The sequence below is a fragment of the Mesorhizobium sp. CNPSo 4689 genome, assembly GCF_057784325.1.
In genome coordinates, this window is record NZ_JBWLUZ010000038.1 from 1 (window position 1) to 16,627 (window position 16,627).

18 protein-coding genes are annotated in these 16,627 nt (G+C 63.1%); 8 read left to right on the plus strand and 10 right to left on the minus strand.

The window, feature by feature from the left end:
• Positions 1–546: 546 nt before the first annotated feature.
• From cimA to cysS, 7 genes are all read right to left on the minus strand, one after another.
• The gene (gene cimA, locus AC04SI_RS28595; protein WP_488475331.1) at positions 547–2,169 is read right to left on the minus strand and encodes a citramalate synthase; all 1,623 of its coding nucleotides are present in this window, start codon (positions 2,167–2,169) and stop codon (positions 547–549) included.
• Positions 2,166–3,116 carry a prolyl aminopeptidase gene (gene pip / locus AC04SI_RS28600; protein WP_488475332.1) on the minus strand — a complete coding sequence of 317 codons (951 nt, stop codon included), beginning with the start codon at positions 3,114–3,116 and terminating at the stop codon, positions 2,166–2,168. Before pip ends, cimA begins: the two co-directional genes overlap by 4 nt.
• Positions 3,113–3,589 carry a GFA family protein gene (locus AC04SI_RS28605; RefSeq protein ID WP_404277425.1) on the minus strand — a complete coding sequence of 159 codons (477 nt, stop codon included), beginning with the start codon at positions 3,587–3,589 and terminating at the stop codon, positions 3,113–3,115. The genes pip and AC04SI_RS28605 overlap by 4 nt, the downstream gene beginning before the upstream one ends.
• Positions 3,586–4,077 carry a GFA family protein gene (locus AC04SI_RS28610; RefSeq protein ID WP_192181269.1) on the minus strand — a complete coding sequence of 164 codons (492 nt, stop codon included), beginning with the start codon at positions 4,075–4,077 and terminating at the stop codon, positions 3,586–3,588. The genes AC04SI_RS28605 and AC04SI_RS28610 overlap by 4 nt, the downstream gene beginning before the upstream one ends.
• A gap of 9 nt (positions 4,078–4,086) precedes the next feature.
• The gene (locus AC04SI_RS28615; RefSeq protein ID WP_192181256.1) at positions 4,087–4,473 is read right to left on the minus strand and encodes a VOC family protein; all 387 of its coding nucleotides are present in this window, start codon (positions 4,471–4,473) and stop codon (positions 4,087–4,089) included.
• The gene (locus AC04SI_RS28620; protein WP_488475333.1) at positions 4,470–4,874 is read right to left on the minus strand and encodes an endonuclease domain-containing protein; all 405 of its coding nucleotides are present in this window, start codon (positions 4,872–4,874) and stop codon (positions 4,470–4,472) included. Before AC04SI_RS28620 ends, AC04SI_RS28615 begins: the two co-directional genes overlap by 4 nt.
• 178 nt (positions 4,875–5,052) lie before the next feature.
• On the minus strand, positions 5,053–6,501 hold the full coding sequence (gene cysS, locus AC04SI_RS28625; RefSeq protein WP_488475334.1) for a cysteine--tRNA ligase: 1,449 nt from the start codon (positions 6,499–6,501) through the stop codon (positions 5,053–5,055).
• Between the two features lie 385 nt (positions 6,502–6,886).
• On the opposite strand from cysS, the gene AC04SI_RS28630 reads away from it, so the two are divergent.
• Entirely contained in the window at positions 6,887–7,042 is a 156-nt protein-coding gene (locus AC04SI_RS28630; RefSeq protein ID WP_404277417.1) for a hypothetical protein, read from the plus strand.
• Between the two features lie 58 nt (positions 7,043–7,100).
• Here AC04SI_RS28630 and AC04SI_RS28635 read toward each other — a convergent pair whose 3' ends face one another.
• Positions 7,101–7,877: an SOS response-associated peptidase gene (locus AC04SI_RS28635; protein WP_488475335.1), complete on the minus strand. Its 777-nt coding sequence runs from the start codon at positions 7,875–7,877 to the stop codon at positions 7,101–7,103.
• Positions 7,878–7,989: 112 nt separating this feature from the next.
• Between AC04SI_RS28635 and AC04SI_RS28640 the strand changes: the two genes are divergently transcribed.
• The 4 genes from AC04SI_RS28640 (at position 7,990) to AC04SI_RS28655 (ending at position 10,485) form a co-directional block, all read left to right on the plus strand.
• Entirely contained in the window at positions 7,990–8,424 is a 435-nt protein-coding gene (locus AC04SI_RS28640; protein ID WP_488475336.1) for an NUDIX hydrolase, read from the plus strand.
• A 42-nt stretch (positions 8,425–8,466) separates the two neighbouring features.
• A complete protein-coding gene (locus AC04SI_RS28645) occupies positions 8,467–8,835 on the plus strand; it encodes a TIGR02301 family protein (protein ID WP_488475337.1) in 369 nt (122 codons plus the stop codon).
• Between the two features lie 352 nt (positions 8,836–9,187).
• A complete protein-coding gene (locus tag AC04SI_RS28650) occupies positions 9,188–9,445 on the plus strand; it encodes a hypothetical protein (protein ID WP_006202258.1) in 258 nt (85 codons plus the stop codon).
• Between the two features lie 236 nt (positions 9,446–9,681).
• Positions 9,682–10,485: a hypothetical protein gene (locus AC04SI_RS28655; RefSeq protein ID WP_488475338.1), complete on the plus strand. Its 804-nt coding sequence runs from the start codon at positions 9,682–9,684 to the stop codon at positions 10,483–10,485.
• Positions 10,486–10,516: 31 nt separating this feature from the next.
• Here the strand turns inward: AC04SI_RS28655 and AC04SI_RS28660 are convergent, their stop codons facing one another.
• Complete coding sequence (locus AC04SI_RS28660; RefSeq protein ID WP_404277407.1) at positions 10,517–11,848, minus strand: dihydroorotase; 1,332 nt, start codon at positions 11,846–11,848, stop codon at positions 10,517–10,519.
• Between the two features lie 82 nt (positions 11,849–11,930).
• On the opposite strand from AC04SI_RS28660, the gene ygfZ reads away from it, so the two are divergent.
• The 3 genes from ygfZ to AC04SI_RS28675 all read left to right on the plus strand — a co-directional run bounded on the left by ygfZ (position 11,931) and on the right by AC04SI_RS28675 (position 15,636).
• Entirely contained in the window at positions 11,931–12,791 is an 861-nt protein-coding gene (gene ygfZ, locus AC04SI_RS28665; protein WP_488475339.1) for a CAF17-like 4Fe-4S cluster assembly/insertion protein YgfZ, read from the plus strand.
• Positions 12,791–13,429, plus strand: coding sequence for an HD domain-containing protein (locus AC04SI_RS28670; protein WP_404277403.1), 639 nt, complete (start codon positions 12,791–12,793; stop codon positions 13,427–13,429). Before ygfZ ends, AC04SI_RS28670 begins: the two co-directional genes overlap by 1 nt.
• A gap of 65 nt (positions 13,430–13,494) precedes the next feature.
• Entirely contained in the window at positions 13,495–15,636 is a 2,142-nt protein-coding gene (locus AC04SI_RS28675) for a putative bifunctional diguanylate cyclase/phosphodiesterase (RefSeq protein ID WP_404277401.1), read from the plus strand.
• 8 nt (positions 15,637–15,644) lie between these two features.
• On the opposite strand, the gene AC04SI_RS28680 is transcribed toward AC04SI_RS28675, so the two are convergent.
• On the minus strand, positions 15,645–16,535 hold the full coding sequence (locus AC04SI_RS28680; RefSeq protein WP_404277399.1) for a fatty acid desaturase family protein: 891 nt from the start codon (positions 16,533–16,535) through the stop codon (positions 15,645–15,647).
• Between the last annotated feature and the right edge of the window lie 92 nt (positions 16,536–16,627).

Here is a 16,627-nt window from a genome sequence, read left to right on the forward strand (position 1 = left end):
TTTCCATACCTAGATCGCGTGAGCCAACTTGCCAACAAGCAACAATATATACGCTATTCCGAGTGGCACCAAGCTGATGATAAGGAATAAGTTTGACTTGTATATGTGGGCAGACCTAGCGTCATTGTTGTCGCCATTTAGCGAGGTATGGGATATGAACTGATCGTTCAAATAGCTTAAAAATTTTGACTCGGAGTTCTCGTCAGGCATTTGATCGCCATATTTCTTATAGTAGTTTTCAAGATTTGATTTATATTCTTTCAGCTTTTTCGGAGTTTGAATGTACCCGTATTTAAAACCAAAATTCTGTCTTATGAGAAATGTTACCGCACAAACCACAAGAAAAAATGAGATTGCAAACATTATTAATATGATGATCTTTATATCATTAAGTGGATCAGTTATCAGGAATACTATATATGTCCAAGCGACAACTGTCGCGACTATCAACGAAATCGGAGTCGAAATTGAATTCGTAAGCCGATCTTTCCTCTCAATTTCAAATAGATAGAGCTCTTTGTAGAAACTAAGCTCTTCCATGTAATTTCACTCCGCCGCGACCAGCCCCGCCATATCACGGTTCTTCATCAATTTGTAGACGATCGAATCCATCAAAGCCTGGAAGGAGGCGTCGATGATGTTTTCGGAGACGCCGACCGTCCACCAGCGGGCGCCGGTGGCATCATGCGATTCGATCAGCACGCGGGTGATCGCCTCGGTGCCACCATTGAGGATACGCACCTTGAAGTCGGCCAGTTCGAGGTCGGCGATCTCGTTCTGGTACTTGCCGAGATCCTTGCGCAGCGCGATGTCGAGCGCGTTGACCGGGCCATGGCCTTCCGCCACCGACATCTTCTCCTCGCCGTCGACCATCACCTTGACGATCGCTTCCGAGACCGTCTTGAGCTGGCCGTTGGCGTCGAAGCGGCGCTCGACCATGCAACGGAACGAGGTGACGGCGAAGAACTCCGGCAGGCCGTGCAGCATCTTGCGCGCGAGGAGCTCGAAGGAAGCGTCGGCGCCTTCATAAGCATAGCCCTCGGCCTCGCGCTCCTTGACCACCGATATCAGCGCGTCGAGCCGGTGATCGTCCCGCGGCACGTCGATGCCGCGCCGCTTCAGTTCGGCGAGGAAATTGGCCTTGCCGCCCTGGTCCGAGACCATGACGCGGCGACGGTTGCCGACCGCTTCCGGCGGCACATGCTCGTAGGTCGCCGGCTCCTTGGCGAGCGCGGAGGCATGGATGCCGGCCTTGGTGGCAAAGGCCGACGCCCCGACATAGGGCGCCTGCGCTTCCGGCGCGCGGTTCAGCAATTCGTCGAAAGCGCGCGACAGGCGGGAAATGCCGGTCAGCGCTTCGGCCGAGATGCCTGTTTCGAAGCGGTCGGCGAAGGCCGGCTTCAGCGCCAGTGTCGGCACGATCGAGATCAGATTGGCGTTGCCGCAGCGCTCGCCGATGCCGTTCAGCGTGCCCTGGATCTGGCGCACGCCGGCCTCGACGGCGGCCAGCGAATTCGCCACCGCCTGGCCGGTGTCGTCATGAGCGTGGATGCCCAAATGGTCGCCAGGAATGCCAGCCGCGATCACCTTATCGACAATGGCACGCACTTCCGATGGCTGCGTGCCGCCATTGGTGTCGCACAGCACCACCCAGCGTGCACCGGCGTCGTAAGCTGTTTTCGCGCAGGCCAGCGCATAGTCGGCATTGGCCTTGAAGCCGTCGAAGAAATGCTCGCAATCGACCATGGCTTCCTTGGCCGGACCGGTCGCCGCCTTGACGGAAGCCTGGATGGACTCGAGGTTCTCCTCGTTGGTGCAGCCGAGCGCGACGCGGACATGATAGTCCCAGCTCTTGGCGACGAAGCAGATGGCGTCGGACTTCGACTGCACGAGCGCAGCAAGACCGGGATCGTTGGACGCCGACACCCCGGCCCGCTTGGTCATGCCGAAGGCGACAAATTTTGCGCTTTGCGTCCGCTTCTGCTGGAAGAAGGCCGTGTCGGTCGGGTTGGCGCCGGGATAACCGCCCTCGACATAGTCGATGCCGAATTCGTCGAGCAGCTTTGCGATGGCGATCTTGTCCTCGACGGAAAAGTCGATGCCCGGCGTCTGCTGGCCGTCGCGGAGGGTTGTGTCAAACAGGAAGAGGCGCTCGCGAGCCATGATCATTTCCCTGCAAACCGGTCGGTCGCCCGGATCAGCCGGTCGAGGATGCCGGGCTCCGAATAGGCATGGCCGGCGCCTTCGATCAGGTGGAAATCCGCCTTCGGCCAGGCCTTGTGCAGCGCCCAGGCGTAGCGCGCCGGGCACGGCATGTCGTAGCGGCCGTGGACGATGGTGCCGGGGATGTCCATCAGCTTCCAGGCGTCGCGCAGCAGTTGCCCTTCCTCCAGCCAACCGGCGTGGACGAAGTAATGGTTCTCGATGCGGGCGAAGGCGACGGCGTAGTCGTCCTCGCCAAACTTGCCACTGGTTTCCGGTTCTGGCAACAGCGTGATCGTCTCGCCTTCCCATAGGCTCCAGGCAAGGGCGGCCTCGACCTGCGCCTTGCGATCGCTGCCGACCAGTCGCTTGCGGTAGGCGGCCATCATGTCGCCGCGCTCGGCTTCGGGGATCGGTGCCAGGAAGCGTTCCCACTTGTCGGGGAACATTTCAGAGACGCCGAACTGATAGTACCATTCGAGTTCGGCGCGGGTCAGCGTGTAGATGCCGCGCACGACCAGTTCGCTGACCCTTTCAGGATGCGTCTCGGCATAGGCGAGCGCGAGCGTCGAGCCCCAGGAGCCGCCGAACACCAGCCATTTGTCGAAGCCACACATTTCGCGCAGCCGCTCGATGTCGGCGACCAGATGCCAGGTGGTGTTGGCTTCGAGCGAGGCGTTGGGCGTCGATTTTCCGCAGCCGCGCTGGTCGAACAGGACGACGTCGTAGAGCTTTGGATCGAACAGGCGCCGGTGCTTGGGCGATATGGTGCCGCCCGGGCCGCCATGCAGGAACACCGCGGGCTTCGCGCCCCTGGTGCCGGAGCGCTCCCAATAGACCTGGTGACCGTCGCCGACATCGAGCATGCCGGACTCGTAGGCCTCGATCTCGGGATAGAGGGTACGCAAGCTCATAGTTTCAGGCCCTGCTGCGGCCAGTTGGCCGTCTCGTGGTCGGGATGCTGGAAGGAAATGATCTGCTCCTGCCTTGCGTAATAGTCGGGGTCGTCGTGGACCGGCGCCTCGAAGATCTTTTCCACCCAGGGCAGTCGCGCGGAATAATTGACCTGGATCTGCGGCGCGAGATCCGAGCGGTCATCGAAGGCGCCGATGGCGATCTCCAGCCCGCCTGGCTGGCGGTAGGTCAGCGGCGTGCCGCAACGGGCGCAGAAGCCGCGATCGATGTTGACCGACGACTGGAAGTAGCTCGGCTCCTCATGGGTCCACTCGACGCCGTCCTTCGGCACTGTCACCAGGGCGCCGAAGAAGGAGCCGAACTGCTTCTGGCACATACGGCAATGGCAGATGGACGGGCGCCCGAGTGCCCCCTTGATGCGGAAACGCACGGCGCCGCATTGGCAGCCGCCTGTTCGAACGGTCTCGGTCATGATCTTTCCTCCGGCGGCCATTGCTCGGTGTCGTGGTCGGGATGCTGGTAGGAGACAAGCTCGGCGAGATAAGGGGCGGACGAGATGTCGGCCGACGTGTCCTCCCCCGGCAATTGCGGGATGGCGTCGACATAGGGCAGCTTTGCCTCGATGCCCCACTGGATGGTCGGCGCGATGCCGGCCGGATCGTCGAAGGCGGCAATGGCGAGCGCCATGCCGTCGGGCGCCTCGAAGGTCAGCGGCGTGCCGCACTCGGCGCAGAAGCCACGCCAGGCGGCATTGGATGAGCGGAAGCGCTTGGGTTCGCCGCGCGTCCAGTCAACCTTGGCTCCGCGCACCGATACCAGCGGCAGGTAGAAATTGCCGCTCGCCTTCTGGCACATGCGGCAATGGCAGATCGAGGCATCGCCGAGCGTGCCCTCGACGCGGAAGCGCACGGCGCCGCACTGGCAGCCGCCTGCGTAGACCGGCCGGTTGTCGAGGCTCATCATGGCCCCTCACTCCGGATCATGGCAGACGGCTTCGACATTGTTGCCGTCGGGATCGAAGACGAAGGCGCCATAATAGTTCGGGTGATAGTGCGGGCGCAGGCCCGGCCCGCCATTGTCCCTGCCACCTGCGGCAAGGGCCGCGGCATGGAAGGCATCGACCTCGGCACGGCTGCGCGCGGTGAAGGCGACATGCTGGTGGTCCCTGGGCCTATCCTTGCCGGTGCTCAGCCAGAACACCGGCCGGTCCCGGCCATAGCCGCCGACCTTGGCGCCGCCGGTGTATTCTTCGGGCACCATGTAAAGCAGCGAGGCGCCGAGCGGCGCCATCGCCTTGTCGTAGAACGCTTTCGACGCGTCGAAATCGGAAACGGTGATGCCGAGATGGTCGATCATGGGACGAGTTCCTCCGATGCGGTTTCCGGCACTTCGGCGCCGGCCAGGCCGGCCGCGATGACGATGTGCTGGCAGACATTGTCGATATCGCGGATGACGTCGTCGTTCCAGAAGCGCAGGATGGTCCAGCCGAGCGCTTCAAGCTTGACGGTTCGCGCGGTATCAGACGCCGAGACCTCAGGCGAAGCGTGCTGGGAGCCATCTAGCTCAACGACCAGTTTTTTGTTGGGGCAGGCAAAATCGACGATGTAGCCGGCTATCGGCATTTGACGTCGAAACGCCAGCCCCATGAGGCGGTGTGCGCGCAGCTCATTCCAGAGCTTCAGTTCGGCGTCTGTCATTCGCTTGCGCATCTTGCGCGCATTGCCGCGATTGAGGGGAGATACGGGATAGTGGCTCATCGCGAGGCGCCCCCCTCTGTCCTGCCGGACATCTCCCCCTCAAGGGGGGAGATCGGCAGTTGCGCCGGCAGCGCCCAATCATCAATGTCCGCGATTGGCGAAGGCGACAGTGAAGTCCAATCTCCCCCCTTGAGGGGGAGATGCCCGGCAGGGCAGAGGGGGGTGCTTGGCACCCCCCTCACCGCTTTACCTCCCAGGTCGTCACGCGTTCACCGGTGGCAGGATCCTTGCCGTCCTTCAACTGTACGCCTTGCGCCAGAAGCTCGTCGCGGATGCGATCGGCTTCGGCCCAGTTCTTGGCGGCGATCAGTTCCAGGCGCCTGGCAATGGCTCTGGCGATCGCGGCCTCGTCGACCTTGGCCGCACCGACATCGAAGCCGAGGAAGGCAAGGGCAGCCTTCAGCGAAGCGGCGGCGGCGTTGTCGTCTCCGCCGGCATCGAGTGCCTCGCTGGCAAGCTGCGTCAGCCGCTGGAAGGCGGCATAGGTGGCGAGATCATCCGACAGCGCTTCCACGACTTCGGCCGGCAACTGAGGTGCCACTTCCGGCGCGAGATCCGCCGCGCGCTTCCATTTGCGCAGCGTGTTCTCCGCCTCCTCCAGCTTGCGCACGGAAAAGTCGATCGGCTCGCGGTAATGCGTCATCAGCATTGCCAGCCGCAGCACCTCGCCCGGCCATTTGCGGCCGCCAAAGGTCTCGGTCTCCAGCAGTTCGTGGATCGAGTAAAAATTGCCGAGGCTCTTCGACATCTTCTGCCCCTCGACCTGCAGGAAGCCGTTGTGCATCCAGATGTTGGCCATGACATCGGTGCCGTGGGCGCAGCGCGACTGGGCGATCTCGTTCTCATGGTGCGGGAAGATCAGGTCGAGGCCACCGCCATGGATGTCGAAGACCTCGCCGAGATAAGCGGCGGACATGGCCGAGCATTCGATGTGCCAGCCCGGACGTCCCCTGCCCCACGGACTGTCCCAGCCCGGTTCTTCCGGCGAGGACAGCTTCCACAGCACGAAATCGCCGGAGTTCTTCTTGTGCGCGTCGACGGCGATGCGGACGCCGGCCTGCTGCTCGTCGAGATTGCGCTTCGACAACTGGCCGTAATCGGGCATCGAGGCGGTGTCGAACAGCACTTCGCCCGCCGCGACATAGGCATGGCCACGCTCGATCAGGCGCTCGATGAGCGTGATCATGTCGGCCTTGCCGTCGGCACGCGGCTCGACGAATTCAGTGGCGCGCGGCTCGACCGTCGGCTCCAGGCAGCCGAGCGTCGCCACATCCTTGTGGTACTGGTCGGCGGTCTTTTCAGTGACCCTGCGGATCGCCTCGTTGAGCGAGAGCTTTCCCGAAGCAATCTCGTCGCCGAAATCGCGCAGCGCACGCGCATTTATCTTGTCGTCGACATCCGTGATGTTGCGCACATACGTGACGTGGCTTCCGCCGTAGAGTTGGCGCAGCAAACGGAACAGCACGTCGAAGACGATCACCGGCCGCGCATTGCCGATATGGGCAAAGTCGTAGACCGTCGGGCCGCAGACATACATGCGCACGTTCAGCGGATCGATCGGGACGAAATCGTCCTTGGTCCGCGTCAGCGTGTTGTAGAGGCTGAGGCCCTTCGATGCGTCAGACATGCGTGCCTTCCCGGTCCGTTGGTTTCTGGATGGGCTTGCGCCGACACGCAAACCGGATTCCAGCCTGCTGGCCGGGGCGTTTGTCCAATCTGGGGAAAGATGAGGCGAAAACGTCCGGACCAGCGCGAGGCTAGCCAATAATGCAAATGCCACAAATGGCGAAAAACGTTTTCATGCGCGGCTTTATCGCCTTGCCCGGTGTTGCCGTCAAGTCGCAACATCAGCCAAAAGCGTCGGTGGATCACAGGAAATGAGGCACTGAAACATTTTATTAAACATGTCGGCACAGTCATGAAACATTCGCCGGCTAGGTCACCAGACGTCACGATTTGGTCGGAATCGGCCATCAAACGCAGACACGGAAATGTTACCAGGGAAGAGAGCAATGCCCCGAACCAAGCAGGAATCCAACCGCGCCAAGCAACCGGCGCTCGCCAGCCACTACCGCGCAATCGGCCCGGCCGCTATCGTCGCCGCCCTTCTCCACACCGCGAAGAAGAAGAAGCCGGCGCAGAAGATCATATCGCCGCGGGCTGCCTGAACAGGCATGCAGCCGGCGCCGAGCGCCGGCAATACAGGCGCGCAAATAGCCGCTTCTTTTAGAACAAGGTCATTTGACTGTCGTCCGCGCCGGGCTTCTGGCGCCTGACCTTTTCGGGCTCCGGCCCGACAACGCCCCGCTCCTGAATCTCCGGTCCGGTGTTGGCGACCTTGTTGACGAGGTCGGAAACAGGAATCGCTTCGAAGAAATCGGGCTGTGCGGGCTTCAGCAGGTCGGCCACGTCGCGCGGCTCCTGGGTGCGGCAGTCCAGCCAGCGGTCGAAATCCTCATGCGCGATCACCACCGGCATGCGGTCGTGGATGTGGGCGATGTTGGCATTGGCTTGCACGGTGAGGATGGCGCCGGTGTCCATCTCGGAGCCGCCCGGCTCGGCATAGGTCTCAACCAGCCCGGCGAAGGCGACGAGCCCGCAATGCTTCGGCCGGATCCAGTAGGGCTGGCCTTTCTTGCCGCCAACCCCCTTATCTCCAGCTTGCCGCCACTCGTAAAAGCCCGACGCCGGCACCAGAGCGCGGCGATGGCGCATGGCGGCCTTGAACGAGGCCTTTTCCACCGCCCCTTCCGAGCGAGCGTTGAACAGCAATGGGAACTCCCTGGTGTCCTTGACCCAGGCCGGGATCAGGCCCCAGCGCACCAGAATCGGTTGCCGGTCGGGCAGGTTCGAGCCTGGCATCCGCGGCGGACCGGCGAGCACCATCAGCACGGGCTGCGTCGGAGCGATGTTGTAACGCGCCGGAAAATCCTCCAGTTCAGCCAAGCCGAGAAGAGCGGCGGTCTGATCCGGCGTCGCTGTCAAGGCAAAGCGTCCGCACATTGGCAAGCCCGTTGAATCGATCAGACGCGAAAGTGGCGATGGAACCGGCGTTGCGCAACCGCTAAAGCTGATTGCTTCCTGCTGGTCCACAAGGGCTGCAGATCGAGGATTGATGGACGAGAAGCGAAAGACACTTCCAGCAGTCTCGGTTGCCGTCGTGCGCGGCGACACGGTGTTGCTGGTCAAGCGTGCAAGGCCGCCCTCGCAAGGGGTTTATGCCTTTCCGGGCGGCAAGGTCGAGCCCGGCGAGACGCTTGCGCAAGCGGCGGCCCGCGAATTGCTCGAAGAGACCGGGCTGCTGGCCGAGGACTATCGGCCGCTGCGCGAAATCCACATCGACGGCAGTGGCGAGAACCACCCGGTCGACTATCTGCTGACAGTGTTCGGCGCCATCCATGCCGGCGGCGAAGCGATGGCCAGCGACGATGCCGAGACCGCGGCCTTCTATACGCTCGACGACATGGCCGCGTTGCCGCTCGCAGGCTCGGTGTTTGAGGTGGCGGAACAGTTGCTCGGCGCCAACAAGGGTGCTGGCGCCCGGCCATGAGAATCGTCTTGCGGGCGACAAATTGTTTGGCCACAAAGCCTGATGACCCGTGCCTCGCTGTTTCTCGCCGCATGCCTCGCCGCCACCGCGGCGCGGCCGGCTTTAGCCATAGAGGCGCCGTTCGAGCCCGGGCTGATGCGGCTCGCGGAAGTTCTGGGTTCGCTGCATTTCCTGCGCAATTTGTGCGGCGAGAAGGGCGACCAATGGCGGGTCGAGATGGAAAAGCTGCTTGATTCGGAAAATCCCGATCCCGAGCGGCGCGCTCGCTTCATCGCCAGCTTCAACCGCGGCTACCGCTCCTTCGGCGGCACCTACACGCAATGCACGGCGTCGGCGATAGAAGCCATCAGCCGCTACACCAAGGAAGGCGAGACCCTGACGCGCGACATCGCCTCGCGCTACGGCAATTGACCGGCATCCGGGTCGCTGTCCCGTTCGCTACCAACAGGCTTTTCACCGCCCCTGCTTGTGTCCACCGACGTCTTGGTGCAATCCTGATGTTGCACTTCTGCAACTATATTAACGAAACGTTACCTAGCGAATGCGGAATTAACTCAAACTGAAGGTTTTGATGCCGCTCGCCGGGCTAATCGGCTAAGTTCCCAAACGATCGAAGGCAGGTTTTTGCAACGCGACGGACTTTGTAGAGCACGACCAAAAAAATGTCGTATTTACAAACAGTTACTAAGACCTGCGCATGAAAGGGACAGCCCAAGCCTGATCCGCACCCACGGATCGCCGCTTGAAAAGGGTGGACATTGCAATGGAACATGCCGTCAACGACATCGACGCGTTGGTCAGGGAAGAAAAGCGCCTGACCGCCGTGGAGAGCCACAGCGAGGCCTGGGCGGAAGGGTTGTCGGCCGGAATCGAGCCCGAGATCATTGCGGAGGCGGCGCTGGAAACCGCTTTCGGCGAGATGCTGCGCGCCAATGGCGAGACCTCGGCCCTTGCCCTGCTCGACCGCATGCGTGAAAAGGTGGTCGCTGGCGCTTTCGAGCCGGAACGGCTGCGGCACTAGAACGCCACGCGTCCCTTAGGCGTCGTACGGTTCTTTGACGACGGCGCACCGTTTGGGCATCATGCCCGGAACATCCGGACAGACTCGAGGTGCTTGAACGGCCCGGAAAGCCGGGCGCTAGAGCGGTTCAGCTTTTGATGGAATCGCCGACCCGCTCTAGGTATTTGTTTTTACGCAATTCCAGACGGAAAACCGCTACACACTTTTCCTGGAATTGCTCTAAGGAGAGACAGGCGGTGAATTTTACGATCTCAGGCCAGCCGCGTGGCCTGGTTTACAGCATCTGGCTCGCTGCTTTCTGCGCCGCGGTTCCGCTGGCGCTCTGTCTCACGACCAGCCCGGCTCACGCGCTGAGCGAAATCAAGCGCGAGGAGCTTCCCTCACCCATCACGCCACCTGCCAACGACGACATGGCCCCGCCCGGAAGCGCCGTGCCGGCGCCCGATCCGCTCGGCACGACCCCGCCGGTAGCCAAGGAGCCGACGCCCGCCGACGAGCCCGAAAAGAGCGAGCCTGAGGGACCAGCGAACGATGGCGGCGTGGCCAACCCGCGCACCGACCCGGAGACGCCGCCGCCGGAAGTCGTCTACGACCTCACCAGGCTGCCCGAGCCGGTCAGGCGCATGCACGACCTGATCGTCGAGGCCTGCCGGAGCGGCGACATCGAGACGCTCAGGCCGTTGATCGGCACGGGTGATCAGATGACGCAATTGTCGCTGGGCGACATCGACGGCGACCCGATCGCTTTCCTCAAGGGGTTGTCCGGCGACGGCGAAGGCCAGGAGATCCTGGCCATCATGGAAGAGGTGCTTAGCGCCGGCTACGTCCATGTCGATGCAGGCACGCCGCAGGAGCTCTATGTCTGGCCGTATTTCTTTGCCCTGCCGCTCGACAAGCTCGACGCCAAGCAGCGCGTCGAGCTGTTCAAGATCGTCACCGCCGGCGACTTTGACGGCATGAAACAATTCGGCGCCTACATCTTCTACCGCGTCGGCATCACGCCGACCGGCCAGTGGATGTTCTTTGTCGCCGGGGATTGAGTGGCTCGCCCTGCCCCTTTGGGAAGGTAGCCTAGCCCTGCAGCGCCTCGGAAAATTCCACCGCCCTGCCCTGGCTGGGCGTGACGATCTCGCCTTCCCACATAACGCGGCGGCCGCGCACGACGGTGCCAACCGGCCAGCCGGTCACTTCTCTGCCATCATAAGGCGTCCAGCCGGCCTTGGAGCCGGCCTGCGCATTGGTGATGGTCTCCCGGCGCTTCAGGTCGACGATGGTGAAATCGGCGTCGTAGCCGGCGGCGATGCGGCCTTTCCTGGCCATGCCGAAGATGCGCTGCGGACCGTGGCTGGAGAGATCGACGAAACGCTGCAGGGTCAGGCGGCCGGCATTGACGTGGTCGAGCATGATCGGCACCAGCGTCTGTACGCCGGTCATGCCCGATGGTGAGGCCGGATAGGATTTTGCCTTTTCGGCCAGCGTGTGCGGAGCGTGGTCGGAGCCGAGCACGTCGACGATGCCTTGCTGAATGCCATGCCAGACGCCGTCGCGGTGGCGCGCGGCGCGCACCGGCGGGTTCATCTGGATCAGCGTGCCCAGACGCGCATAGTCGTCGGCAGCGAGCGTCAGGTGATGCGGCGTCGCCTCGCAGGTCGCGACGTCCTTGTGCTGTTCGAGGAACAGGATTTCTTCCGCCGTCGAGATATGCAGCACATGGATGCGGGCGCGTACCTGGCGGGCGATGTGCACCAGGCGCTCGGTGCAGCGCAGCGCCGCGATCTCGTCGCGCCAGATGGGGTGCGAGGACGGGTCGCCTTCGATGCGCTCACCCAACCGCTCGCGCAGGCGGAACTCGTCCTCCGAATGGAAGGCCGCGCGGCGGCGCGTGTTGCTGAGGATCGCGGCGACGCCCTTGTCGTCCTCGACCAGCAGATCGCCGGTCGACGAGCCCATGAACACCTTTATGCCGGCCGCGCCCGGCAGCCGCTCGAGCTCGCCCACGTCGCCGGCATTGTCACGGGTGCCGCCGACCCAGAAGGCAAAGTCGCAATGCATGCGATCGGAAGCGCGGCGCACCTTGTCGGCAAGTGCTGCCTCGTTGGTGGTGAGCGGGTTGGTGTTGGGCATCTCGAAGACGGCAGTGACGCCGCCGAGCACCGCCGCGCGCGAACCCGTCTCCAGATCCTCCTTGTGCTCGAGTCCCGGCTCGCGGAAATGCACCTGGCTGTCGACGACGCCGGGCAGGATGTGCAGTCCGCGACAATCGATCGTCTCGCCGGCGGAGGCCTGGCCGAGATCACCTATTGCGGCTATGCGACCGTCCTTGACGCCGACATCGCGAAGACCCTCGCCGTCATGGTTGACCACCGTGCCGCCTGTCAGGATGAGATCGTAGGTGCTGGCCATGGGCGTCCGGTCTCTTGCGGGGGGAGTGTCGTCGGCTTACGTAAAGGCCGACCGTTTTGCAAGATCAGGCTTTTGTCCACCCATGCCCATTGCCCTGCTGAAAGACCGCGAGCTCATATCCGTGTCGGGCCCCGATGCCGAGCATTTTTTGCAGAACATCCTCACCACCGACCTTGATGTGCTGGCTGCTGGCGAGGCCAAGCCAGGCGCGCTGCTTTCGCCGCAAGGCAAGATCCTGTTCGATTTCCTGATCTCGCGTGCCGGAGAGGATGGCTTTGTCCTCGACTGCCGCACTGACGTTGCCGACGATTTCGTACGCCGGCTGATGCTCTACCGCTTGCGTGCCAAGGTTGGGATTGCCAAGGCCGATCAGACGCTTGTCAGCGTCGCGTGGGGAAGTGATTCAATCGCTTCACATTCTGATTCAACCGAAGTTTCCGACACGCGCTTCCGCGACATTGCCGTCAGGCGCAGATATGGCAGCGCGGCCGAGGGTGGCGATGCCACGGCATGGCAGGCTCTGCGCATCGCCCACGGCATTGCCGAAAGCGGCAGCGACTATGCGCTCGGCGATGTCTTTCCACATGACGTGCTGCTCGACGAGACCGGCGGCATCGGCTTCAAGAAAGGCTGCTATGTCGGCCAAGAGGTGGTCTCGCGCATGCAGCATCGCGGCACCGCCAGGCGCCGCGTGCTGATCGCCTCCGCGCAAGCTCCCCTGCCCGGCCCGGGCACCGAGCTGACGGTGGCGGGACGGCCGGTCGGCGCGCTCGGGTCGACCGAAGGCACGGCAGGCCTCGCCATTGCCCGCATCGACCGCGTCAAGGCAGCACTCGACAGCGGCCAGCCGGTCATGGCTGGCGACGTCGCGGTGACGCTCGCCATACCGGCTTGGGCGAAGTTCGGCTTCCCGCAGGATGCCGTCGGCGCGGAGGAGGCCTGATGGCGGCCGACCGCGCCGGGGCGCCGCCACGCGCCTGGCAACGTATGCTGTCGGGACGGCGGCTCGACCTGCTCGACCCCTCGCCGCTCGACATCGAGATATCCGACATCGCGCACGGGCTTGCCCGCGTCGCCCGCTGGAACGGCCAGACCAGCGGCGAGCATGCTTTTTCGGTCGCCCAGCATTCGCTGCTGGTCGAGGCGCTGTTTTCCGAACTGATGCCGGCAGCTTCGGCCGGCGCCCGGCTGGCGGCGCTTCTGCACGATGCGCCGGAATATGTCATCGGCGACATGATCTCGCCGTTCAAGTCGGTGATGGGCGGCTCCTACAAGGACTGCGAGCTGAGGCTGCAGCGCGCCATCCATCAGCGCTTTTCGCTGCCGGCCGAACTCGGTGCCGGCTTGCGCAAGGAGATCAAGCGCGCCGACCAGATCGCCGCCTATTACGAGGCGACGCTGCTTGCCGGCTTCTCCACCCGCGAGGCGACGGAGTTCTTCGGCCGCCCGCGCGGCTTCAACGCCGACCGCTTCGATTTCACGCCACGCTCGGTGACCTGGGCGCAGGCCGCATTCCTCAAGCGGTTTTCGGCGCTCGAAACGAAGTGTCAGGCAATGGTTACCGTGCATTCGGCTGACTGAACGAACGCTAAATTAACCGGCGCCTACCACAGTACCCTGTCAGATCACTGTCCGCAGGCGCCTACATGCCCGTCGCACATGTCAAGGCTGGTTCGCCCGCGCGCAGGCGGAGCGCCGGAAGCATCGGCCAGCCACGGCGGATTGAAGACGAACTGCGCGACCAGAACGAGCGCTTTTCGGCGGCCGTCGAGAACATGTCGCATGGACTGTGCATGTTCGATGCCGACGAGCGGATGATCATCTGCAACGGCAACTATCTCGGCATCTTCTGCCTCGACGCCGGGATCGTACGGCCCGGCATCCGCTTCTTCGACATCCTGCAGCACAGCGTCGACATCGGCGTTGCCTCGCACAGCGCCGAAGATCTCTATGCGATCCGCAAACCCTATATAGACCAGGCGAGGCCCTCGACCTACGAGGAGGTGCTGTCGGACGAACGCATCATCAACATCTCGCACCGGCCGCTGGCCTCCGGCGGCTGGGTGTCGATCTACGAGGACATCACCGAACAGCGGCGCGCCGAGCAGGAGCTGAAGGAACAGCACCGCCGCTTCGACGCAGCTCTAGCCAACATGTCGCAAGGCCTGTTGATGTATGATGCCGATGGCAGGCTGATCGTGCGCAATGAGCGTTTCCTCGATCTCTATCACGTCACGCCGGCCGACTTCCCGCTCGGCATGAGCCATCGCGAACTGCTCGTGCAGTTGGTGCGTCTCGGCATCTATGCCGAGATCGACATCGACGGGGAGATTTCGAAGACCATGGCCTGCCTGCAGGCCGGCGAGTCGCGTTCAACCCACCGCAGCCTTGCCGACGGCAGGACCCTTCTGGTCGCACGCCGGCCGATGAGTGGCGGCGGTTGGGTGGCGACCTTCGACGACATCACCGAGCGCCGCCGCGCCGAAGAACGCATGACGCATCTTGCGCATCATGACACGCTGACCAACCTGCCCAACCGCTCGATGTTTCGCGAACGCCTCGACCAGGCCCTGAGCGAGCCCATGGTCGCGCCGCTGGCGATCTTCTCGCTCGATCTCGATCGCTTCAAGGCCGTCAACGACACGTTCGGGCACCCGGCCGGCGACTGGCTGCTGAAATGCGTGGCCGAGCGCCTGATGCGCTGCCTGCGCAACGAGACGGATGTGGTCGCTCGCTTCGGCGGTGACGAGTTCGCCATCATCCAGTTCAACGTCAAAAGTGCCGCCGACGCCGAACGCCTGGCCAGGCGCATCGTCGAGGTCATCGGCAAGCCCTATCGCGACAAGAGCCGCGACATGCATGTCGGCATCAGCCTGGGCATCGCGCTCTACCCGGACGACGGCAAGGACGCCGACGCGCTGCTGAAGAATGCCGACATGGCGCTCTATCGGGGCAAGAGCGAAGGCCGCAACGTCTACCGTTTCTTCGAGCCCGGCATGGACGCCATGGTGCGGGAGCGCCAGGTGCTCGAAACCGACCTCCAGGCGGCGCTGCCGCGGCGCGAATTCGAGCTCGATTTCCAGCCGATCATGAACATCGCCTCCGGCGACATCGTCGGCGCGGAAGCGCTGATGCGCTGGCGTTCGCCGGCACGCGGCCTGGTATCGCCTGACGATTTCATCCCGGCCGCCGAAGAGATCGGATTGATCGTGCAACTGGGCGACTGGGCGCTGAGAAAAGCCTGCACGGTGGCCGCTGGCTGGCCGCATGCGATGCGCATTGCGGTCAATGTCTCGGCGGTGCAGCTCAAAAGCGGCACCTTCGCCCGCAGCGTGATTTCGGCGCTGGCGTTTTCCGGCGTGCCGGCCGACCGGCTCGAGCTGGAAATCACCGAAACCGTGCTGATGGACGAGAGCGAAACGGTTCTGAAGACGCTCAGCCAATTGCGCGACCTCGGCATCCGCATCGCGCTCGACGATTTCGGCACCGGCTATTCGTCGCTCGGTTATCTCAGACGCTTTCCCGTCGACAAGATCAAGATCGACCGTTCCTTCATCCGTGACATCGACAATCGCGACACGGCAGCGATCGTGCGCACGGTCATCGGGCTTGGTGCGCAGCTCGGCATCACCGTCACCGCCGAAGGTGTCGAAACCGAAGCGCAGCTCGACATGCTGCGCGAGGCAGGCTGCGTCGAGGCGCAGGGCTATCTGATCAGCGTGCCGTCGAAGGCAGCGGACATCAACCGGCTGCTGAGATCAGGGGCGGCGCTGCGCCAGTCCGGGTGAGGCCGCCGTCAGCGCAGCGTCTCGACGTATTTTTCGTGGAAGCTGACATAGCCGTTCTCGACCTCCTTGAGGTGGCGCTCGATCAGGGCATGAAACTGCGGCAGCTGATGGAAGGGTACCCCCGGATAGGCATGATGCTCGGCGTGGTAGGGCATGTTCCAGGCGAGCTTGCGGACAAACCAGTTGGTGAGCGTCGTCCTCGTGTTCTCCAGCATGTTGGCGACCAGCGGGCAGCGGCCGTGTTCGGCCAGCAGATAGAGGCGCAGGAACGGCTGTCCGAGCAGTGCCGGCACGATCCAGACGTAGAGCAACACCGTCGCCTTGAACCATAAAGCCAGCACGAGCAGGACGGCATAAAAGGCGAGCATGGCGCGGGCCTCGGCGCGCACCTTGGGGTGGCCCTTCGGCGGCACGTAGCTGCCGCTGCATTGGCCGGTGGCGTTGACGTAGAGCGTCTTGACATGCCCCCACCACACCGGAATGCCGGAGATGTGGACTAGGTACTGCCGCCAGGTTTCCGGTTTTGGAAAGGCGAGTTCCGGGTCGTTCTCGGGATCCTGGGTGAAACGATGGTGCGCGAAGTGGAAATAGCGGAACCAGTCGGCCGGCAGCGCGATCGCCAGGCTCGCGGCGCGCGCCGCCAGATCGTTCAGCCGCTGCGTCTCGAAAGCGGTACGATGGATCGTCTCGTGCAGCAGGGTGAACAGGAACACGATCAATATGCCTTGCGGCAGCATCAGCAGCGGCCAGAACGGCACTTTCGCGGCGATCAGCGCGCCGAGGACGACGATCGCGCCCCAATGCGCGCCGAGCTGAACCAGTCCGAGGCGATCCGACTTGGCGGTCAGCCGATCGCGCTGCTGCTGCGTTAGCGATGCGATCACGTCGCGATGGTCCATTGGTGTTCCGTTCCGCTGCTTGCCGTTTGAAAATACCCTAATCGACAAAATAGCTTTCGCAAAACGAGGATTCCTGCCAGATAGATAAGCTT